Here is a 21839-nt window from a genome sequence, read left to right as displayed (position 1 = left end):
CTGCATATTTGGGCCACCTCGGACCACCTCAAGACCCGGCGTGATGATGGGGCTAGCCTTCCCGGGCCTTCCTGGTTGCGGCGTCGTTGGCCTTCTGCAGCGCTTCCACCAACTCCTTTTTGTTCATGGTTGAACGACCCTTGATGTCCATTTCCTTCGCCCGCCTGTAGAGGTGCTCCTTGGAGGCGTTGGCATCCACTCCGCCGGCCGTGGGCTTGGTGGAGTCCACCCCTTCCTCCGCATGGTTGTCGGAAGGTCCGCGCTCCTCTTTGGGCTCCCAGTGGTCGCCCACTTTCTCGTAACTGTGCTTCAGAGCCGCGAAAGCAGTCCGGGCCGCCCGGCCGGAATCGTTGTCATAGCTTTCCATTGCCGAATCGTAGGTCTTGGCAAAAGTGTCCTGGGCTTTCTGTTCCGAGCGCTGCAGGGTGGATGGCACTTCGTCTTTGCGGGCGTGGTCGTTTTTTCCGGTCTTGGGCATGGTCTCCAACTCCCTGCACTCGTAGATGTCTTCGGTTGATTCAAGTCTGATGTGAAGCGCGGCCATTTGACCACCGGAAGTTGGCTGCTACCATCAAGAGAGAAAGTATGTCCTATCAAGCGAACAAATGGCTACAATCCTCTGCCACCCGCACTGGGGCAAGGGGCGGAGCCTGAAAACCGGGGTATCCAGTGGTGACTAAACTTGGTCTCAACATCGACCGCTCCTCTCCCGTGCCCCTCTATCACCAGGTAGTACAGGGTATCGAGGCCGCCATCCACAGCGGGGTCTTGGAGCCTGGCAGCCGCCTTGAGAACGAGATCGACCTCGCGGCCCAGCTCAACCTTTCCAGGCCCACCATGCGCAAGGCCATGGACGAACTGGTTCGTTCCGGCCTGCTGGTCCGCAAACGCGGCGTCGGAACACAAGTGGTATCCAGTCAGGTTCGCCGCCCCCTGGAACTCTCCAGCCTCTTTGACGATCTGACCAACAACGGCAAGAAGCCCACCACCACCGTGCTGAGCTTTTCCCATGAAGAAGCCGACGCCGCCACCCTCGCGGCGCTTGAGCTGCCTGCCGGTTCCAAGGTGTACCACTTCACCCGACTGCGCAAAGTAGGGGGCAAACCACTGGCCTTGATGGAGAACTGGGTGCGCGATGACATCGCCACCATGGACGAAGCCATGCTGGGAGCAGAGGGCCTGTACTCGATCCTGCGCAGAGGTGGCGTCAACTTCCGCCTAGCGACTCAACGCATCGGTGCCATGATCGCCAATGATTACCAAGCACCTCTCCTGGAGACCGACGTAAATTCCGCTTTGGTCACCATGGAGCGTACCGCGGTGGACGATACCGGCCGCCATGTGGAAACCGGCCACCACGTTTACCGCGCCGATTCCTACAGTTTCGAAATGACACTCGTACAGCGCTAGTACACCTCATACAAAGGATTCAGCTTCCATGACCAATTGGGTTTACCCCTTGGGTTCTGCCGCGCACGGCGTGTGGGACATCTCGCTCGGCACTTCCGATTCCGCCATTGCTGTAGACGGCTGGGCACATACCGGCCTCAAGGTCGCCACCATCGCGTCAGGCGCCGCCGTCGACCTCCCTGGGGTTGCTGAGGAGCGCATTGTGGTGCCGCTCAACGGCGCCTTCACCGTTACTGTCGACGGCGTCGACCACGCCCTTGGAGGCAGGTCCTCCGTGTTCCACGGACCCAGCGACGTCCTGTACTCAGGCACCGGAAAGTCCGTCACCATCAGCTCGTCCGACGGCGGCCGCGTCGCCATCGCAACGGCCCCTGCCGATGTCTCGTACCCCACCCGACTGGTGACCGCTGCTGAGACACCCGTGGAATTGAGGGGCGCCGGCAACTGTTCGCGCCAAGTGCACAACTTCGGCACACCGGCTGCACTGGAGGCGGACCGCTTTATTGTGTGCGAGGTCATTACCCCCGCTGGTAACTGGTCCTCCTATCCCCCTCACAAGCACGATGAGGAAAAGGACGGCGAGACCCACCTCGAGGAGATCTACTACTTCGAAACGCAGGTGGCCGCAGGTTCCGGCGCACCGACCGACGCCGACGCGATCGGATACCAGCGGGTGTACGCCTCCGACGAGCGGCCCATTGACGTTTCAGCTGAAGTACGTACCGGTGACGTTGTTTTGGTCCCCTACGGCTGGCATGGTCCCGCGATGGCAGCACCGGGCTATGACATGTACTACCTCAACGTCATGGCAGGCCCGGGTCCCGTCCGTGAATGGCTGATCAGCGACGACCCCCATCATGGTTGGGTGCGGCAGAGCTGGGAAGGCCAGGACATCGACCCCCGGTTACCCTTCGGCGCCTAGCTATCGTCATAGGAAGGCCCTCCCCGCGTCCACCGGATGCGGGGAGGGCCTTTTTTGGTCAGTGATGTTAGCTGGACACTTTGAGGGCGACTTTCACGGGAACACCTGTTGCCAGTGATTCCTGGGCGGCGTCTGCCACACGGGAGGCTGCCACCGCGTCCTCCGGGGTGCACGGGTTCTCACGCTCACCCATCACCAGCTCCACAAATGCGACCATCTCGGAACGGTACGCCTGGTCAAAGCGCTCTGCGAACGTCTGGTGCGGATCCCCGTCGGGGAAAGCGACCGCGGCCTCAGCCGAAGCCACAGCGGACTTCTCGTCCAAGCCCACCATGACCGTCCTGCGTGAGCCTTGAATCTCCAACCGCACATCATGGCCGGCCCCGTTGTAGCGGCTGGCAGAAACCGTTCCCACCGTGCCGTCGTCGAACGTAATGAGCGCCAAAGCCGTGTCCACGTCGCCTACTTCCCCAATGGCTGGATTACCGTTGTTGGATCCCTTGGCATAGACCTCCACGATTTCGCGGCCCGTCAGCCAGCGAAGAATGTCGAAGTCATGGACGGAACAGTCCCGGAACAACCCACCGGACGTTGCCAGGAAATCGACCGGTGGCGGCGTCATATCGCACGTGACGGCGCGCAGCGAGTGGATCCAACCCAATTCGCCGGCCTGGTACGCGCGCTTGGCTTCCAGATAGCCGGAGTCGAAGCGTCGTTGATGGCCGATTTGCACCACGCCGTTGTTGTCCCTGATGTAATCCAGCACAGGCAGTGCGTCCGAAACGTTCATGGCCACAGGCTTTTCGCAGAAGACCGGGATTCCTGCGTCCACTCCGGCACGGATCAGCTCCGGGTGGGTCGCCGTACCCGTGGCAATGACCAGGCCGTCCACACCGGAGCCCAACAGTTCGGCCACGGAGGGGAAGAACTCAGCGCCCAATCCGACTGCGACTGAGCGGGCATGGTCCGTGGCAACGTCCGTGAGCTTCAGGCGGACATTGACGCCCCTGTCCCGGAGCGTTTCATTGAGAGCGACCATGTTGTTGGCATGCATGACGCCGATGCGTCCCACACCAACGAGACCAAGAATGACATCTTTCATATTTTTCCTTCAAAGGTAGGAGTTTCCGGAGTCGTGAACACCACGCCCAGTTGGCGGCGAATCTCATCGGCCACGTCCAGGGTGCAGATGGAGGCCGCCAGCGTCCGTTGGCTGATCTGCGTGCTGCCCGCCACAACTGCCCGGGCCACCGCTGCGGCCTCAAAGTGAAGGCCCTCGAAGTGTCCGCCGGCTGGTTCTTCGTGACGCAGGCGGGTCCCGTCAGGAAACCTGACCTCGAACGGGCCGGGCATGTTGAACGGGCCCTCGATCGCCAGGGTGGCCTTGGAGCCAACAATCGTGGCTGTGGTGGGCGTGAAGTTGTGCAGGTGAGTGTTCACCACAGCCTGCCCGCCGCCGTCGAACGTCATGACGGCCGATAGTTGGGCGTTGACCCCGGACTCATGTGCCTGACCAATGGCATGGAGCCGGTGCGGACTTCCCAGCACCTCCGTGATCAGGGCCAGGGGGTACGTGCCCAGATCAAGAAGAGGACCACCAGCCAGTTCCGCATCAAAAATGCGGTGCGAGCGATCAAAATGCTCGCCATACTCGGCAACCACGGTGGTGATGGTGCCCAGCGTTCCGGCATCAAGTATCTGCCGGATCACATCGAATTTTGGAAGGAAGAACGTCCACATGGCCTCGGCGGCGAAGACGCCGGCAGCCTCGGCCCGCGCAGCGATATCACGCGCCTGGCCGGCGTCGAGTCCGATCGGCTTTTCAACCAGGACGTGCTTGCCGGCCTCGATGGCCATGACGGCGGCCGCGTGATGGCCGGTATGGGGCGTACACACATAGACGATGTCCACGTCCGGGGCTGCGGCGAGTTCCTGGTAGCTTCCGTAGGCGGCGGGGACGCTAAAGGCCTCCGCGAAGGCCTTGGACCGGTTCAGGGATCGGGATCCGACGGCGGCTATCACCTGCCCGGTATGCGCTTGGATGGATTCGGTGAACCGTTCGGCAATCCATCCCGGGCCCATGATGCCCCATCGCAGGCCGGGAGCATCACGGGATTCGGGCACGCGTGAGTGCGGAAGCGTGGGTTGGGTCACGAGTAACTGACTTTGGTCGACGACCCGTCGCTGTGCAGCGACTGGATCATGGCTTGGGCAACCAGGGCAGCGTTGAGTCCGTCCTGTGCACCGGCGAGGGGCGGCGCTTCTCCGCCTGCAAGTGCTGAGACCCACGCTTGCAGCTGGATCCGGTACGCGTCGGCGAAGCGGGGTCGCCAGTCCGCAGGGATGGAGGCCTGCCGGACTCCATCTTGTTCGATGCCCAGCAAGGACGATTCCTGAAGTGACGTGGTGCCTAGCTCGGAAACCACCTCACAGCGGGTGGTGTACCCGTACTGCGCATTCAGGTAGAGCTCCAGCGTTGTTAGGGTCCCGTCAGCTGTTCGGAGGATCATGAATGACGGGTCTTGCAGTCCGGCTTCGGCACGTCGCGTGCTTTTTCCGGCCTGCCACGAGACTTCCGTGACCGGAGAATCCAGGAGCCAGGGAACGATGTCCAGCTCGTGAATGGCCGAGTTGGTGATGGCCGATTCTGCGGTTGTTCCGGGCCCTGCCGCGGCATTGCGGCTGACGCAGTGAACCATGAGGGGCTCGCCCTGTGCCCGGCCTTGCACGGCGCGCCGAAGTGCCACATAGCCCGGGTCAAAGCGCCGCATGAAGCCGAGGGAAAGCAACGAAGCGCCGGTCGCGGCCACGATGTCGGCATCGGCCGCCACCACTTCGAGGCTTTCAAGAAGCGTGGGCGCCAACGGCTTCTCGCAGAGTACCGGGGTCATTGCTTCGAAGCATTCCAAGATAAGGCCCGCGTGTGTCGAGTCGTGCGAGGCGACGACTACCGCGTCAACGTCGCTGGAGTTGATCAATTCCGTCGGGTCCGTGGTGATGCGTGCCAACGGTGGCGCAGCAGCCGCTGCCCGGCCGGCGTCGAGATCTGCCACGAAGGTGACTTCGGCACCCCCAATACTGGTGGAAAGATTCCTGATGTGGTCTGCGCCCATGATTCCGGCGCCAATAACACCCACCCTGATCGGCATGGTGTTCCCTTCTATTGACGATATGAATGGGCCGTGTGCACAGCTGGCGGGGTCCTTCGAAGAGATCTCCGGAGGACCCCGCCAGTGCACTTTTACGCGTGCTTCGGGCTTCCGGCGTTCACGCTGTCAACGTCCGCTACTTCGGCCTTGACCTCTTTTACGACGTCGCCATGGCCTCCCAGCTGTTCCAGCTCATGGGCGAGTTCAGCAAGCTCAGCGCCACCAGCCATCTGGGCCGTGAGTTCGTCCAAGGTGATGTCCTTCTTGTCGTAGTACCCAATGGACTTGCCGCGCTTGAGCAAAAGGAACCGATCCCCCACCGGGAAAGCATGGTGCGGGTTGTGGGTGATGAAGATGACGCCGAGGCCGCGGTCGCGGGCTTGGAGGATGTAGCGCAGGACCACACCCGACTGCTTCACACCCAGGGCCGCCGTGGGTTCGTCCAGAATGAGGACCTTGGCGCCGAAGTACACGGCGCGGGCAATCGCGACGCACTGGCGTTCACCTCCGGAGAGCTGCCCGATGGGTTGCTCAACATCGCGAAGGTCGATGCCCATCTCCGCCAGTTCCTTGAGCGTGATGGCCTTCATCTGTTCGACGTCCATGTACTTGAACGGGCCGAAGCCTTTGGTGATCTCGGATCCGAGGAAGAAGTTCCGCCAAATAGGCATGAGCGGCACCACTGCAAGGTCCTGGTACACGGTGGCGATGCCGGCGTCCAGGGCATCGCGGGGGGAACCAAATTTCCGGTCCTCACCCATGATGTTCAAGACGCCGTCGTCGTGCTGGTGGAGACCGGCGATGATTTTGATCAGCGTGGACTTGCCCGCGCCGTTATCGCCCAGCACACAGGTAACGCGGCCGTTGTCCACGGCCATGGTGACCTCACTCAGCGCGATGATGTTGCCGTAGTGCTTGCCCACTCCTTCCAAGGAAAGAAGATGGACGGGTGTGTGGGTGAGGGGATCACGCTCATTCTGCAACAGCGTTCCCTGGTCGATCGCTTTGGCATTCATTTCCGGCCCCTTACTTGAGTTCCGCGCGGCGCTTGACGATGAGGTTGACGATGGTGGCGAGCAGCAGCATCAGCCCCAGGAAGAACTTGAACCAGTCCGGGTTCCACTGCGCGTACACAATGCCCTTGTTGGCCATGCCGAAGATGAACGCGCCGATCGCGCCGCCCACTGCTGAACCGTAGCCACCGGTCAGAAGGCAACCGCCAATGACAGCGGCAATGATGTACAGGAATTCGTTGCCCACGCCTTCGCCGGACTGCACTGAGTCGAAGGCGAAAAGGTTGTGCATGCCCAGGATCCAGCCACAGAAGCCCACACCCATGAAGAGTCCGATCTTGGTGGCCTTGACTGGAACGCCCACCGCCCGGGCTGCATTCGCGTCGCCTCCCACTGCGAAGATCCAGTTACCCACTCGGGTACGCATGAGCACCCACGTGGCGACGGCCACGAGGGCAATCCAGATGAAGACGGTGATCTTGACTTCAACTCCACCCAGGTTCACGGACGATGCAAAAACTGCCTGGGCTGACGAAAAGCCATCCATGTCAGAGATAGAGGGCGATGAAACGCCGCCGCCGATCATCCTTGTCAATCCGAGGTTCAGACCCGTCAACATCAGGAACGTGGCCAAGGTGACAATGAAGCTCGGAAGCTTGGTCTTCATCAGGATCCAGCCGTTGATATAGCCGATAGCCAGCGATACCAGCAGGGCCAATCCAACGCCCACCCAGACGTTTGTGCTGAAGTACCAACTGAACATGGATGCCGTGAGGGCTGAACTGATGACCGCAACGCCTGTTGATAGGTCGAACTCTCCGCCGATCATCAGCAAGGAGACGCCTACGGCCATAATCCCGATAGTGGAACTTCCGTAGAGGACGGTAGCGAATGATGCGGGCTGCAAAAACGTAGGGGAAACCAACGAGAAGAAGATAAAGAGGACGATGGCTCCAACGAGTGCGCCAACTTCCGGGCGCCCAAGCATTTTTTGGAGCGGATTGCGCTTGCCGATGCGTTCATCGCGTATGGGGAGGGGGGCTTTGGATAGGGTCTGTGTCATGGCTTTCTCCTGCTAGGGCGGGGTTCCCGGGTTTGAGTCCCGGGAACCCCGCTGGGAGCATCCTTAGCGGATGCCTTCCTTGGCGAACTTGAGGACGTCGGGAGCCGAAGACTGATCGATGATTGATGGTCCGGTCAGAACAGGAAGTCCACCGCCCACGTGGATTCCGCCACGTTTGACCTGCCACAGCGCATCGATTGCACCGTATCCCTGCAGCCACGGCTGCTGGTCAACAGTGAAGGCCACCTTGCCATCTATGATGGCTTGGGCAAGTTCGCCGTTCATGTCGAAAGATGCAACTTTGACTTTGCTTTGAAGTCCCAGCGACTCCACTGCCTTGTTGATGGTCAGAGTGAACGGAGCGCCGAGGCCAATGATGGCGTCCGCGTCGGGCGTTGCCTGAAGCTTTGCCGTGACGGTGGAGGAAACCTGGGTCATATCGGTGCCCTGCACGAAGAGGTTTTCCGTCCCAGGGACTTTGGATTTCACGCCTGCACACCGTGAGTCAAGAGCGACGTTGCCCTGCTCCATGATCACGCAGATTGGATGCTTCACACCCAGTGAAGCGAGCTTCTCACCTACGGCAGCACCGGCCAGGTTCTCATCGGAACCGAAGTGCGTGAAGGCCCCTACCTGCTTCCACACATCTGCGCCGGAGTTCAGGCTGACCACCGGAATACCCGCGTCTTCTGCTTTCTTCAGGACATCCTTCAGCGCGTCCGGTTTAGCCAAAGTGACCGCAATGCCAGCCACTTTCTGATCAATGGCCTGCTGGATCAACTGTGCCTGCCGGCCACCTTCGGGGTCGGACGTGTACAGCAATTCCACGTTGTCCTTCGCGGCAGCTTCCTCGGCACCTTTGCGGAGAATATCCCAGAACGTGTCGCCGGGGGCAGCGTGCGTAATGAGTGCCACCTTGATGCGTTCTGTTGAGGCGACTTGGCCGCCACCGGCACCGCTGCCCGATCCGTCGGTTTTGCCTCCACTGCTGGAACACGCGCTCAACGCGAGCAACGGTACAACTGCCGCCACAAGGGCGGCTTTACGCCAGGAAAATTTACCCACTTTGAATCTCCTTTGATTACAGCTCCGGGCTGCCACCTTGCAGCCACCGGATTGCGCCTACATAGATCATGGTGATCTCCAGCACATAAGTCAATACTTTGTCCTGACATTAGGATGTACATACGTAACTTCTTTGTGGATTCTCGCTTCAGGGCATGCAAAAGGGCAGTCCCGTTCAACTCAGCGGGACTGCCCTTGAGCAGTTGATTTGTGTGGTGGCAGGAAGGTTCAGCGACTTCTGGAGTCCGCTGATGCCGTGCCAGCGATGTTTTTGAAGTAATGCTCCAGATCCTCAAGGCTCTTGTCCTTGGTTTCGGGAATGTACTTCATGGCGAACGCGATGGCCCCGACGCCCAGAACGGCAAAGACGAAGAAGGTGTTGGAAAGGCCAATGGCGGCGAGCAATTGCGGGAATCCGAAGCCGACCAAGAAGTTGACGATCCACAACACGAAGGCAGAAGCGCCCATTCCAAGGCCTCGGATCTTAAGGGGGAAGATCTCCGAGAGCATCAACCACGTGACCGGAGAAATCGCTCCCTGTTGAAAGGAGAGAAACGTGACAGTCAGAGCAAGAATGACAAATCCCCGGGCAGTACCTTCCGGCAGAACCATAGAGAATATTCCGATTAACAGCAACGCACTGGTAGTGCCGACCTGCCCGGTGATGAGCATTTTTCGGCGCCCTACCTTGCCCAGAAGCCAGATGCCCACGAACGTAGCCAGAACGGAGATTACACCGTTGGCGATGTTGGCCGTCAGCGCAGCTTCCCTCCCGAAGCCAGACTCGGCGAGGATCTGCGTGCCGTAGTACATGATGGAGTTCACGCCGGTGATTTGCTGGATCACAGCCAACCCCAGACCCACCATAAATATTCTCCTCAGCCAAGGAATGCCAAGGTCCTTCCAGGAACCCATTTTGGACTTGTAGTCCTCCACGGCCATGGCTTTGACGTCTTCAAACTCAACCCGCGCTTCTTCCTGAGAACGTATGCGACGCAGGACGCTCAACGTCTCACCAAAGTTTCCTATGGAAGCCAGCCATCTAGGACTCTCGGGCATGAAGTTCATGCCAATCCACAGGGCAATGGCCGGAAGGGTTGCGATCACCAGCATCCAGCGCCAGATTCCACCTGCCTCACCGAAGCTGTTTCCCAGATAAGCATTGAAGACAAAGGCCAGCAATTGTCCAGTGACGATCATGAGCTCGTTCTGGGTGACGATCCGACCGCGCCGTGCACTGGGCGAAACCTCGGCAAGGTAGACCGGCACAGTGACTGAGGCGCCGCCGACGGCTAAGCCAAGGACAAACCGCGCCACAACCATCACCTCTGTTGTGGGTGCGAACGTGCAAGCGAGCGTACCTAGCAGGAAGATCATGGCCAGGACCATGATCATCCTGCGGCGACCGTGGCGGTCCGCGAGGCGGCCACCCAGAAGAGCTCCGAACGCTGCGCCGAACAACAGCGAGGAAGTAACCAGTCCCTCAGTGAGGGGTGTGAGACCCAGGTCCTCCTGCATGTAGGGCAAAGCACCGTTGATCACACCGGTGTCGTAACCGAAAAGCAGGCCGCCGAACGTCGAAATGATTGTCACGGTACGGAGCGCCCTCTTGTGCTTAACAGCGCCCGGTTTGGTATCCGCAGGTAGAGGAACACTCATGCGATGACCTTTTGAATATGCTGCTTCATTGTCTCCAACTGGTAAATGGAGACGTCCTCCGCGTTCTCATCCTCGGCGAATACCGAAGAGACCATTACGGTGTTCTCCTTGTCCAGGAAGCCGATCTCCTTCAAACCGCCAAAGAACTCGTCCCAGTTCACGTCGCCGTCGCCGATTTTCAGGTGCTGGTGGACGCGGACGGCGTTGCCGGGAGGGTTGGTGATGTAGCGAAGGCCGTGGGAGGCGTGGTGGTTCATGGTGTCCGAAACATGCACCAGACGGAGCTTGTCCCCCGCGGCCCGCATGATCTCCAACGGCTTGTTGCCCATGTGGAAGCTGTGCGAAGCGACGTAGACCATGCCGATGTTCGGCGAGTTGACGCCCCTGATGACGCGGATCGCGGCCAGGCCGTCCTCCACGAAGTCGTCCGGGTGCGGATCAATCAGGACGTCCAGACCCTCGCGTTCGATGATCGGGAGCAGCTCCTCCATGGAGCGGTAGAACGCCCGCTCGGACTCCTCGGCCTTCTCCGGACGGCCGCTGAACTCCGTGTTCATCGTCTGGACGCCGAGGTCTACTGCAATCTGGATGGCGCGCTTCCAGTAACGGACTGCAGCTTCCCGGGCGTCCTCGTCCGGACCCGACCAGCGCAGGACGGGTAGGACCGAGGCTATTTCGACGCCGGCGTCCTTACAGGCTGCCTTAAGTTTCCCGACGAGTTCGTCATCGGCCTTGGGGTGGTTGAAGAACGGGATGAGGTCCGCATGGGGGGTCATCTGCAGGTACTTGTAGCCAAGATCTGCCGCCACCCTCGGGAATTCCAGGAGTGTGTGGCTGTGATGGAATGGCGTGGGATCCAGTGCAATTTTCATGGTGGCTATCCCCTACTTGTAGAGATCCGGCTTGGTGTTCAGCTGGACCTTAACCTTCTCGCCGGACTTCTGGGCCTCGACGCCTGCCTCGCAGCAGGATGCGGTGGCGTAACCGTCCCAGGCAGTGGGACCGCCGATTTCACTGCGAAGGGCGGCGTCCACCCAAGCCTGCACCTCGACGTCGTACGCCGCTCCAAAACGCTCTTCAAAACCGGGGGTGACGTTGCCGCCCCATTTGCCCGCTGACTGGACGTACGGGCCGTTGTCCCCGCCAATGCTCACAATGCCATCCTCGAAGGACGCCTGCGTGGCCACCTGGTATCCGAACTTGGCGTTGACGTAGATTTCGACGTCGGCCAGCACACCGGATTCGGTTTCCAGCAAAACGTGCTGGGGGTCATGCTGGCCGCTGGGCGCAGTGCGGGTGGGCTTGCCCAGGCGGACCTGGACTGAGGTGATTTCTTCACCGGTGAAGTAGCGGATGGCATCGAACTCGTGGACAACGGAGTCGTTGATCAGCATCTCGTTGGTGAAGCCCTCGGGCGTGCTCGGGTTGCGGTGCTGGTGGTGAAGCATCAAAAGCTCCCCCAATTCGCTGTTGCGGATGATGGCGCCCAAGGCCGAGTACTCGGCATCGAAGCGGCGCATGAACCCCACCTGAATGCGCTTGTGGCCCAAAGCCTGCTCAGCCTGGACCACTTTCCAAGCGCTCTCGGCATCCGGCGTCAGCGGCTTCTCGCAAAGAATCGGGAAGTCCTTCTTCAGTGCCTTATAGAGGATTTCCTCGTGGAGGAAGCCCGGGGTGGCGATCAAGACGGCGTTCACGTCACCGTTGTTGAGCGCTTCGTCGGCACTGGCAAGAGCAACGGCACCGTCGATGCCTTCAATTGCGGCTTGCGCGCGGGCCAGGTCAACGTCGACGACGGCGGCTACTTCAGCGCCGTGGATGCGCGTGCTGAGACGCTTGATGTGGTCCGCACCCATGCGGCCCGCGCCGATGACGGCAACGCGGAGATTCTGTGTCACTGTATCTGTCCTTCGTGAGGTTTTTCTGGGGTGCTGCTGGCAGCCGTTAGTGGACCGCGTTACTACTGAATGCGCGTACGGGAGCCGCAGGAGAGCAGGTAGTTACGGGTTCGTTTAGCGATGGGCATCGGTACATCGAACGCTACCGGGTACATGTCCTGTTCAACGATGCCGAAAATCGGCCGGTTGAGCCCTTCCACCGCTTCGATCACCGCGCGCAGGTCCGGAAGGCCGTTGGGCGGTTCGGTCATGACGCCTGCCAGGTTGGCAGCTGCCCAGGTCATGTTCTTCTCGTTGACCTCGGCAAGGACCTCGGGGTTGATCTGCTTGAGGTGCAGGTAGCCGATGCGGTCCGGGTAGTTCTTGATGAGTTCCAGGCTGGATGCACCACAGTATTCAGCGTGCCCGGTGTCCAGGCACAGGTTCAAGTATTGCGGATCCGTCGCTGCCAGCAGGGTTTCGATGTCCTTCTGCGCACCGACGTGCGAGTCAGCGTGCGAGTGGAACTGCTGGTTCAATCCAAAGTCCTCCAGCAGCACCTTGCCCATGCGGTTGTGGCCGGCGAACAAGTCAGCCCACTGCTCGTCGGTAAGTTCACCGCTCTCCACGGCTTCGCCGGTAACGTCATCGCGCCACATCGCGGGAATGACCACAATGTGTTCGCCGCCCATGGCTGCCGTCAGTTCAGCAACCTTACGGGCCGGCTCCCATGCTTCGTCGTATTGCTTCGCGCCACGGTGGAAAGCAGTGAAGACCGTTCCTGCGGTGACCTTGAGGTCGCGCTGCTTGAGCTCCTCTGCCAAGCGCGTTGGGTCGTTTGGCAGGTAGCCGTACGGACCCAGTTCAATCCACTTGTAACCGGATTCGGCAACCTCATCCAGGAAACGCTCCCACGGTGTTTGCTGGGGATCATCGGCAAACCACACACCCCAGGAGTCGGGGGCGGTGCCGATGATCAGCTTGTTCTCGACATCAGTCATGACGGCTTTGTCTTCCTTTGTGGCGGCGGGGATCTAGTTGGAGGGGAAGTTGTAGGAGGCGCCGGAGGCATGGGTGGGTTCGGGCCAGCGGGAGGTGATGACTTTGCCTCGGGTGTAGAAGGAGACGCCTTCGGGGCCATAGATGTGTTTGTCGCCGAAGAGGGAGTTCTTCCACCCGCCGAAGGAGTGGTAGGCCACCGGGACGGGCAGCGGCACGTTGATGCCCACCATGCCCACGGTCACCGAGCGCTGGAACTTACGAGCGTTCGCTCCCGAGGAGGTGAAGATCGCGGTGCCGTTGCCGTACGGGTTGGAGTTAATAAGCTTGATGCCCTCTTCGAGGTCGGCCACGCGGACCACTACCAGGACGGGTCCGAAGATTTCCTCGGTGTACGCGGTCATTTCGGTCTTGACGTGATCGATCACCGTGGGGCCCACCCAGAAGCCGTCTTCGTGGCCCGGGACCACCAAGTCCCGGCCGTCCACCACCATCGCGGCGCCGGCGGTTTCGGCTTCGGTGACGATCTTGACGATGCGTTCTTTGGAGGCCGGGGTGATGACCGGGCCCATGTCGGCGTCGGGTTCGGTGCCGTTGCTCACCTTGATGGCCAAGGCGCGTTCCTGGACCTTTTTCACGATCAGGTCCGCTGCGTCACCCACAGCAACGGCGACGGAGATCGCCATGCAACGCTCACCGGCGGAACCGAACGCGGCGGCGGCGAGGTGATCGGCAGCGTTGTCCAGGTCAGCGTCGGGCATCACGATGGCGTGGTTCTTCGCCCCGCCCAGGGCCTGCACGCGCTTGCCGTGCTTGGTAGCTGTCTCGTGGACGTACTGCGCGATCGGGGTGGAGCCGACAAACGAGATGCCGTCCACGTCCGGGTGGGTCAGCAGGCCGTCGACGGTTTCTTTGCCGCCGTGCAGGACCTGGAACACGCCATCGGGCAGGCCGGCCTGCTTCCAGAGCTTGGCGAGCAGCATCGGGGCGGACGGATCACGCTCGGAGGGCTTGAGGATGAACGCGTTACCGGTAGCGATGGCCATCGGCGCCATCCACAACGGCACCATGACCGGGAAATTGAACGGGGTAATGCCTGCAACCACACCCAGCGGCTCGCGGAAGGAGAAAACATCGATGCCCGTGGAGACCTGGTCCGAGTAGTCGCCCTTGAGCAGCTGCGGGATGCCACAGGCGAACTCGATGACTTCCAGGCCGCGGCCGATCTCGCCCTTAGCGTCGGAGAGGACCTTGCCGTGCTCCGCGGTGATCAGCTCGGCCAAGTCATCGACATGTGCGGCGACGAGTTCACGGAACTTGAACAACACCGCGGTGCGCTTGGCAAGGGAAATATCGCCCCAGGACTCCGTGGCCTTCTTCGCGGCAGCCACCGTGGTGTTCAGATCGGCTTCGTTGGCCAGACGCAGCTCCGCGGAAACCTGACCGGTGGCCGGATTGTAGACGGGCTGGGTGCGGTCGCCTTCGCCGGTGGTTTCAGCGCCGTTGATGAAGTGGTGGATGGTGGTCAGTGTGGTCGTCGTCGACATGTGCGGACTTCCTTGTGGTCTGTGGCTTTTAGGGCGGGGCTGTGACTAGCCGAGCAGCTTACGCTGGCGGTTCTTGTGGTCTGTATACGTCTTGTAGGCCTGCTGGGTGGATTCCAGGTTTGAGACCTGCGAGACGGGAACATCCCACCAGGACTCGGAGCTCGGGGCATCCAGCAAAGGATCGGACTCAACGTGGATCACGATGGGGCCCGTTTCCGGGGCTGCTTTGGCTTCCTTGATGGCGGCGCCGAGGGCCTCAATGACGTTCTCACCAGGTTCGATCCGGATGACCTTGGCTCCCAGCGACTCAGCGTTGGTGGCGAGGTCGATGGGAAGGTTCTCGCCGGCGTCGAAGCTGTGCTGTTCCTTGTCCAGGACCCGGTACTGCGTGCCGAAGCGCTGGGAACCGAGTGATTCGGACAGTGAACCGATGGAGGCGTAGCCGTGGTTCTGGATGAGGACCACGATCAGTTTGATGCGTTCGGCGACGGCGGTGACCAGTTCGGTGTGCATCATCAGGTAGGAGCCGTCCCCCACCATGACCACCACATCCCTGTCCGGACCACCGGCAGCGGCTTCGGCCAGGGCTGCGCGCTTCACGCCCAGCCCTCCCGGAATTTCGTAGCCCATGCAGGAGTACGCGTACTCCACGTGGTAGCCGAAGGGGTCGCGGACTCGCCACATCTTGTGCAGGTCACCGGGCAGCGAACCGGCGGCGCAGATGACAACGTCGTGGTCATCCATGGCCTTGTTGGTGGCCCCGATGATCTCGTTCTGGGCCGGCAGCGGCGTGTAGCGGGTCTCGAAGGCCTCGTCCACGGTTGCGTTCCAGCGTTTCTTCTCCGCTGCGACCTTGTCTTCCAGATCGGCACCCACCCGGTAACCACTCAGTGCTTGGTTGAGCTTCACCAGTGCCTTGCGGGCATCGGCGACGATCGGCAGTGTGGTTCCATGCTTGTAGGCGTCAATCGCTGCAACGTTGATGTTCACGAACTTCACGTCCGGGTTCTGGAACGCCGTGCGGGACGCGGTAGTGAAGTCCTCGTAGCGGGTCCCGATGCCAATGATGAGGTCCGCTTCGGCAGCGATGGCGTTGGCCGCCGTCGTGCCTGTGGAGCCGACCGCACCGAGCGAGTGCTGGTGGTCCCACGGCAGGACACCGACACCGGCCTGCGTGTTACCCACCGGAATGCCCGTCAGCTCAGCAAATGTGGCGAGTTCATCATTGGCGTAGGCGTAAAGGACTCCGCCGCCGGCGATGATCAGCGGTCGTTTAGCTGCCCGGATGGCCTCCACGGCGCGGCGGATGTCGTCATCCTCGGCCTCGGGACGGCGGATCCGCCACTCCCGCTCGGCCAGGAACTCTTCGGGAACGTCGAAAGCCTCGGCCTGGACATCTTGCGGCAGTGAAATCGTGACCGCGCCGGTCTCCGCGGGGTCCGTGAGAACGCGGAGTCCGTGGTGGAACGCTGAGAAGAGCTGTTCCGGGCGGGAGACCCGGTCGAAGAACTTGGACAGCGGACGGAAGGCATCGTTGACCGTGATGTCATACGCGTACGGGAGCTCCAGCTGCTGCAGTACGGGATCAGCGGCGCGCGTGGCGAACGTGTCACTGGGCAGCAGGAGTACAGGCAAACGGTTGGTGGTGGCCAATGCGGCGCCGGTCAGCAGGTTCGAGGAACCCGGGCCAATGGAAGTGCTGATGGCGAACGTCTGGCGGCGGCGGGTGTGGCGTGCGTAGCCCACGGCCTGGTGGACCTGGGCCTGCTCATTGCGGCCCTGGTAGTACGGCATGATCGTGGGGTCCGCGGCCTGGTACTGCTTCAACGCCTGGCCCACGCCGGCCACGTTGCCGTGTCCGAAGATGCCGAACGTGCCCGGAATCAGCCGCTCACGGTACTCCACACCATTAATGGAATCCACCGTGTACTGCTTGGAAAGGAACTCGACCACAGCCTGGGCCACGGTCATCCGACGGGTTGCTGTACCCATTACTAGCTACTCCGATACTTTCACTGGAATACGGTCTGCCAAGGTGCGCTTGTCCGCAGCGGCGGCCACGGGCGCAGTGTTGTTCAGCAGCGAGGCCGCAGTCGCAACGGCACCCGCCACATCGCCGTCGTGCGGGTAAAGCAACGTCCTGCCCACCGTGAGGCCGCGGACGCCTGGCAATGCCAGAGCTGCCTGCCAGCTGGCGAACACCTCGTCCTGACTTCCGTCAGGGTCACCACCCAACAACACAGTGGGCATGGTGGTGGACGCCATGACGCGTTCCATCTCAGCCACCACCGGGAGCTTCATCCAGGTATAGGCGCTAGTGGAACCAAGGCCCTCGGCAATACCCACAGACTTGATCACGGCATCTGCACGGAGGTCGTTGCGGACCTTTCCGTGCGCATCACGGACAGAGAGGAACGGCTCAACCATAGCGATGAGCTTGCGCTCGGCCAGCGAATCGATGGCTTTCGCCGTGGCTTCAAGAGTGGCCACAGTGTCCGGGTCGCCGAGGCAGATGCGTGTGAGCATTTTGCCGCCATCGGCACCGAGCGCTTCCAGCGCAGCGGCAGTATGGCCGGTGAAACGGTCATCGAACTCGTTGACCAGGCCGGCCAGTCCACCACGGTTCATGGAACCGAAGACGAGTTTGCCTTCCAAGGCCCCCAGCAACAGGAGGTCGTCCATGATGTCCGGCGAGGCGAGGATGCCATCAACGGCAGGGTTCGCCAAGGCAATCTGCAGACGGTCCAGGAGGTCCCTGCGATCCGCCATGGCCATGGGCTGTGGACCAACGGCGAGGGCGCCGCGGGCAGGATGGTCTGCAGCGACGATGAAGTTCTGCGTGTTGTGTTTCAGGCCGGGGTGACGGCGGCGGGTGGCTGCAGCGCGGGCCACGGCCTCGGGGTCCTCCAACCTGATACGGCTCAAATGCTCGTAACGGCGGGGGTCATCGTTGGCGCTCAACGAACTGCTCCTTCTGCAAGGGTGGAGGCTCCGACTGTGGCAGCTGCCGAAGCCGCACCGGGGATGGGGCGGCCTCGTTCAGTGAGCAGCGAGGTGACCTCGTCCGGCGTCGGCATGGCATCAGCGCAGGAGAGGCGTGAGGCGACGATCGCACCGGAGGCGTTCGCGTAGTCCAGGACCTCGGACAGCGGCCAACCGGACAGCAGCCCGTGACAGAAGGCGCCGCCAAAGGAGTCGCCGGCACCCAGGCCATTGACGGTTTCCACCGGGACAGGGGCGGAGACCACGCGCTCGGTGCGGGTTTTGGCCATCACGCCTTCCGCGCCAAGCTTCACGACGGCAATTTCGACGCCGGCATCCAGTAGGCGGTCCGCCTGCTCGTCAGGGGTGCCCTCACCTACGGCAACTGCACATTCCTTATCGTTTCCAATGGCAACAGTGACGTGAGGGAGGACCTTGGCAACTTCGGTGCGGGCTTCGGCTTCGGAGGCCCAGAACATGGGACGGTAGTCCAGATCCAAGATGGTGAACTGACCTTGCTTCAGTCCGGCACGGGGCCGGGCCTGATGGGCTTTGATGTGGGCTTCGCGGCTGGGTTCCTGGCACAGGCCGGTGACGGTGGACCAGAAAATGCCGGCGTCACGGATGGCCGCCAGGTCCAGCTCTGCAGCCTTGATCTGCAGGTCCGGTGCCGAGGGAAAACGGCCGTAAAAGTAGAGTGGGAATTCGTCCGTGGCCGGTTTGATCGCGCAGAAGGTCACCGCCGTGGGGTATTCCTTGACCGCGGAGACGAAAGAATCGTCCACATTGAACTTGTGCAGTTCCCGGTGCAGGTAGTTTCCGAAGGCGTCATCGCCGGTACGGGTGATGACGCCCGCGCGTCGGCCGTGACGCGCCGCGGCGACGGCTACGTTGGAGGGCGAACCTCCAAGGTATTTCCCAAAGGACGTTACGTCCTCAAGGTCCACTCCGATGTCGTTCGGGTAGATATCAACGCTGATGCGCCCGATCGTAAGCAGTTCGTGGGTCACGATGATCGTTGACCTTTCTCTTGTGAACTCTAAACCTTTGAGCGCTGGGCCCCAATGCCTTGCCACCCCTCAGTGAGCGGGGCCACAGGACTACTTTGCACCAGATTCAATGTCCTGTCAAAGGTTTGTACTGACATATTTACAACATGACACCGGGTGCCATTACCTGCTCGGCACGGCCAGCTCGCCTGTGACATACTGACTGCGGCCAAAGCCGAACGACCAGTCACCTGGCGAGTTCTCCACATAGCCCACAAAGACGTCCTCACCCGGCACTCCCACCTCAGCCAGACTGCTGGCGATTGCCGCAAATAACGAACTCTTGGCATCCTGGCTGCGGCCACCCTGCGTAAAGATCTGGATCATCACCATCCCGGAAGTGCGCTCAAACCCGAGGCCGGCGTCCTGGGCAATAATCTGACCCTGGGGATGCTCGGTGAGAATGTGGAAGTAATCGCGCTCCGGTATCCCATATTCCGCAAGGATGGCATCGTGAACAGCGCGGCTCAGCGCGGTCAATTCCTCCGGGGTGCGGCCTTGATTGACGTCGATTCGAACAAGCGGCATGTTTTTCTCTCCTAGTTTGTCCTGTCATACTAACAAACTGCATCTTCGAAATTCAAGGGTGCCGTGATTCCCTTGGTGCCAACAACAAACAACCCCCCGGCCGCGGGGCGGCAAGGGGGGTGGCGGTAATCGAAGGTGGGTGGACGACTGCCACCCAATGGCACATGCGCCTCACCAAGGCCACTTGATAGGTGATAACCACCAGGGTCAGCGAACGCTACGCCTGTACCAAGGGTCGACCCACTGCCCTAGCGCGTCCGATGCCATGCACCACCTCAGAGATAGTCGTTGCCTCGTTCACGGGCTATTTCCAACAGGGTGGAGTGGAACGCCACCTCCGCAGGCGCATAGACCTTGTCCTGGCGTTGGGCCAAGAGAACCCGGCGCAGGGGTGCCTCGGCCCCTAGGCTGAGGACCCTGACATCCGGATGCTGCAAGGCCACCGCTGTCTTGGGGACCATCGCCACCCCCATGCCGACGCTGACCATGGCTTGAGCCTCTTGGTAATCGTTGGCAAGGAATCCGATGTTTGGTTCAAAGCCGGCGTCGTGGGCGGAGCGTTGAAGTACCTCCACTACCGGGTGCGCCTCTGCGCGGACTATCCACGATTCCTTTCGGAGGTCTTTCATGGTCACCTCGTCGCGATCGGCCAAAGGGTGCCCCTTGGCCACAAGGATCACCGTGCTCTCTTGGAAGACTTCCGTGACCCGAATGGATTCGTCGTTGAAGCGGTTCCAGGGGTAGTCCCAGAGCAAGCACAACCCGGTCACTCCGGATTCGAGGTCCGAGACCAATTCATCGAAGCGGGCGCTGCGCACTGAGAGACCAATCGCCGGGTAGCGCTTCTTGAAGGCGCGGATCACTAAGGGCAAAAATGAACCGGCCAGTGTAGGGAACGTGCCAACCGTCAATGAGCCGCGGTTCAAACCGGCAATCTGGCCAAGGTCGGACCGGGCGGCGCGCATCTGTCCCACGATCTTCCGCGCATGTCCTGCCAGCACCTGCCCCGCCTCCGTGGGGACAACACCGCGGGACCGCCGGTTGAGCAGGGGCTGCCCCACTTCCTGCTCCAATTTGCGCAGCTGCTGCGAGACAGCCGATGGCGAATACATCATGATGTCCGCCGCCGCGGTGATCGATCCCTGTTCCACCACCTCCACCAGGAGGGCAAGTCGCCGGATATCAAATAAATCCAAACTTTCATCGTTAAGCATCGCTTCACCCTTCTCCATACTTGGTTCATTCTAAGCAGTTGCACGGCATTCAGCGCCTGCAGCAGGGTGGAAACCAGGGTTTTCGCAATCTTCAAGCTCTGCCTAACCCTGCCTACACAGTGAATGAAGGATCACTACACTCCCCCTCATTTATCCAACATTGTCTTCATATGTGATTCGGATCATCCTCGTAACAGGCAAACAAACTTTGCAGGATTGCCACGAGAGGCAGGGAAGCACAATGAAGATCGAAGCTGAATGGATGCGCGGAGGAACCAGCAAGTGCTGGGTCTTTGAAACTGAACACCTGGATACGGCCAACGCCAACCTGGACGATCTCCTGCCACGACTCTTTGGAAGCCCCGATACCCGGCAAATCGATGGGGTGGGCGGGGCTACATCGACTACCAGTAAGGCAATGATCCTCAGCCGACCGGCGAACCCGGGGGTGGACGTCGAATTCACCTTCGCCCAGGTGGGCATCGAGGAGGCCACCGTTGACTGGGGCAGCAACTGCGGGAACTGCTCCGCCGTCGTCGGCCTCTACGCCATCGAGAAAGGCTGGGTCGTGCCCGACGCCGATTCCACCCGCATCGTCACCCGTAACACCAACACGGGCCAGATCATCATCCAGCGGGTTTCCACACCTGCCGGCGCGCTGCCGATCACCCCGGACGCGCACATGCCCGGCGTCGTGTTTCCCGGCTACAAAGTCGGTCTTGGCTTCCAAGATCCGGCCGGCAAGACCACCGGACATCTGCTCCCCACGGGTGAGGCGTCAGACACGATCATGGCCGGCGGAACCCGCTGGACCGTATCGATGGTGGATGCCGGCGCCCCGGTAGTCATCGTCCGGGCCGAGGAACTTGGACTGGACACAGCCCGCTACGAGACGTGGAAGGCCAGCGTGGAATTGCACCTGGATACCCTGGACGTCATCCGTCGTCAGGCAGCGGTCCGAATGGGAATGGCAGCAACTCCAGCCGAAGCCGCACGCGCCGTTCCCAAGCTCGCAATCGTCGGCCCACCCACCGGGCCGGAGTGCGACGTCAACGTCATGATGCTGTCGATGGGCAAGCCCCATCCGGCGTTGGCCATCACCGGCAGCATCGCCCTCACACTCGCCACCCGCACCCCGGGCACGGTAATGAACGACATCACCGGCGACGCACCCCAGGCAGTCCTGAAACTGCGGACACCTGCCGGCGTCATCGAAACCTGGAGCGAGGAACTAGATGGGTCCCTTCTGGTGGGCGTAGACCGAACAGCGCGCACCATCGCCTCCAGCATCATTCACCTCCCGGAGACTCTCGGCAACGTCGTCGAAGCCTCACTAGCAACAGCCACTCGATGAGGAGAAAC

The 21839-nt window shown here is 61.1% G+C and carries 20 protein-coding genes; 3 read left to right on the top strand and 17 right to left on the bottom strand.

Going from position 1 to position 21839, the window contains the following annotated elements; translation table 11 throughout:
* Window positions 1-52: 52 nt before the first annotated feature.
* Entirely contained in the window at window positions 53-478 is a 426-nt protein-coding gene (locus LDN70_RS10285; RefSeq protein WP_142939450.1) for a ChaB family protein, read from the bottom strand.
* Window positions 479-669: 191 nt separating this feature from the next.
* Here LDN70_RS10285 and LDN70_RS10280 point away from each other — a divergent pair, with 191 nt between their 5' ends.
* Window positions 670-1410 (top strand): GntR family transcriptional regulator, encoded by a 741-nt coding sequence (locus LDN70_RS10280; protein ID WP_062065541.1) that lies wholly within the window; start codon window positions 670-672, stop codon window positions 1408-1410.
* Between the two features lie 28 nt (window positions 1411-1438).
* Window positions 1439-2332 (top strand): 5-deoxy-glucuronate isomerase, encoded by an 894-nt coding sequence (gene iolB, locus LDN70_RS10275; RefSeq protein ID WP_142939322.1) that lies wholly within the window; start codon window positions 1439-1441, stop codon window positions 2330-2332.
* A gap of 67 nt (window positions 2333-2399) precedes the next feature.
* Here iolB and LDN70_RS10270 read toward each other — a convergent pair whose 3' ends face one another.
* The 16 genes from LDN70_RS10270 to LDN70_RS10195 form a co-directional block, all read right to left on the bottom strand.
* The gene (locus LDN70_RS10270) at window positions 2400-3434 is read right to left on the bottom strand and encodes a Gfo/Idh/MocA family oxidoreductase (protein WP_223942534.1); all 1035 of its coding nucleotides are present in this window, start codon (window positions 3432-3434) and stop codon (window positions 2400-2402) included.
* Window positions 3431-4486, bottom strand: coding sequence for a Gfo/Idh/MocA family protein (locus tag LDN70_RS10265; RefSeq protein WP_223942533.1), 1056 nt, complete (start codon window positions 4484-4486; stop codon window positions 3431-3433). Before LDN70_RS10265 ends, LDN70_RS10270 begins: the two co-directional genes overlap by 4 nt.
* On the bottom strand, window positions 4483-5481 hold the full coding sequence (locus tag LDN70_RS10260; protein ID WP_142939325.1) for a Gfo/Idh/MocA family oxidoreductase: 999 nt from the start codon (window positions 5479-5481) through the stop codon (window positions 4483-4485). The genes LDN70_RS10265 and LDN70_RS10260 overlap by 4 nt, the downstream gene beginning before the upstream one ends.
* A gap of 92 nt (window positions 5482-5573) precedes the next feature.
* The gene (locus LDN70_RS10255) at window positions 5574-6497 is read right to left on the bottom strand and encodes an ATP-binding cassette domain-containing protein (RefSeq protein ID WP_223942532.1); all 924 of its coding nucleotides are present in this window, start codon (window positions 6495-6497) and stop codon (window positions 5574-5576) included.
* Between the two features lie 10 nt (window positions 6498-6507).
* Window positions 6508-7557, bottom strand: a complete 1050-nt coding sequence (locus LDN70_RS10250; protein WP_105691435.1) for an ABC transporter permease — start codon at window positions 7555-7557, stop codon at window positions 6508-6510.
* Window positions 7558-7620: 63 nt separating this feature from the next.
* Window positions 7621-8622 carry a substrate-binding domain-containing protein gene (locus LDN70_RS10245; protein WP_166842109.1) on the bottom strand — a complete coding sequence of 334 codons (1002 nt, stop codon included), beginning with the start codon at window positions 8620-8622 and terminating at the stop codon, window positions 7621-7623.
* 228 nt (window positions 8623-8850) lie between these two features.
* Window positions 8851-10281, bottom strand: coding sequence for a sugar porter family MFS transporter (locus tag LDN70_RS10240; protein WP_166842108.1), 1431 nt, complete (start codon window positions 10279-10281; stop codon window positions 8851-8853).
* Window positions 10278-11153 (bottom strand): sugar phosphate isomerase/epimerase family protein, encoded by an 876-nt coding sequence (locus LDN70_RS10235; RefSeq protein WP_223942531.1) that lies wholly within the window; start codon window positions 11151-11153, stop codon window positions 10278-10280. The genes LDN70_RS10240 and LDN70_RS10235 overlap by 4 nt, the downstream gene beginning before the upstream one ends.
* A 12-nt stretch (window positions 11154-11165) precedes the next feature.
* Window positions 11166-12179: a Gfo/Idh/MocA family protein gene (locus LDN70_RS10230; RefSeq protein ID WP_223942530.1), complete on the bottom strand. Its 1014-nt coding sequence runs from the start codon at window positions 12177-12179 to the stop codon at window positions 11166-11168.
* Window positions 12180-12241: 62 nt separating this feature from the next.
* A complete protein-coding gene (locus tag LDN70_RS10225; protein ID WP_142939334.1) occupies window positions 12242-13159 on the bottom strand; it encodes a sugar phosphate isomerase/epimerase family protein in 918 nt (305 codons plus the stop codon).
* Window positions 13160-13192: 33 nt separating this feature from the next.
* On the bottom strand, window positions 13193-14704 hold the full coding sequence (locus LDN70_RS10220; RefSeq protein ID WP_223942529.1) for a CoA-acylating methylmalonate-semialdehyde dehydrogenase: 1512 nt from the start codon (window positions 14702-14704) through the stop codon (window positions 13193-13195).
* 45 nt (window positions 14705-14749) lie between these two features.
* Window positions 14750-16696, bottom strand: coding sequence for a 3D-(3,5/4)-trihydroxycyclohexane-1,2-dione acylhydrolase (decyclizing) (gene iolD, locus LDN70_RS10215; RefSeq protein WP_223942528.1), 1947 nt, complete (start codon window positions 16694-16696; stop codon window positions 14750-14752).
* Between the two features lie 6 nt (window positions 16697-16702).
* The gene (locus tag LDN70_RS10210) at window positions 16703-17665 is read right to left on the bottom strand and encodes a Cgl0159 family (beta/alpha)8-fold protein (RefSeq protein WP_142939336.1); all 963 of its coding nucleotides are present in this window, start codon (window positions 17663-17665) and stop codon (window positions 16703-16705) included.
* The gene (gene iolC / locus LDN70_RS10205) at window positions 17662-18696 is read right to left on the bottom strand and encodes a 5-dehydro-2-deoxygluconokinase (protein WP_142939337.1); all 1035 of its coding nucleotides are present in this window, start codon (window positions 18694-18696) and stop codon (window positions 17662-17664) included. The genes LDN70_RS10210 and iolC overlap by 4 nt, the downstream gene beginning before the upstream one ends.
* 162 nt (window positions 18697-18858) lie before the next feature.
* A complete protein-coding gene (locus tag LDN70_RS10200; RefSeq protein WP_223942527.1) occupies window positions 18859-19263 on the bottom strand; it encodes a tautomerase family protein in 405 nt (134 codons plus the stop codon).
* 275 nt (window positions 19264-19538) lie between these two features.
* Window positions 19539-20477 carry a LysR family transcriptional regulator gene (locus LDN70_RS10195; protein ID WP_223942526.1) on the bottom strand — a complete coding sequence of 313 codons (939 nt, stop codon included), beginning with the start codon at window positions 20475-20477 and terminating at the stop codon, window positions 19539-19541.
* Between the two features lie 241 nt (window positions 20478-20718).
* On the opposite strand from LDN70_RS10195, the gene LDN70_RS10190 reads away from it, so the two are divergent.
* Window positions 20719-21831, top strand: coding sequence for a PrpF domain-containing protein (locus LDN70_RS10190; protein ID WP_223942525.1), 1113 nt, complete (start codon window positions 20719-20721; stop codon window positions 21829-21831).
* The last annotated feature ends 8 nt before the right edge of the window (window positions 21832-21839 follow it).

This window comes from Arthrobacter sp. StoSoilB22 (genome assembly GCF_019977315.1).
In the GTDB taxonomy this organism is placed as follows: domain Bacteria; phylum Actinomycetota; class Actinomycetes; order Actinomycetales; family Micrococcaceae; genus Arthrobacter.
The sequence above is the reverse complement of the archived record's forward strand: the minus strand, read 5'-3'. Positions and strand labels throughout refer to the sequence as shown.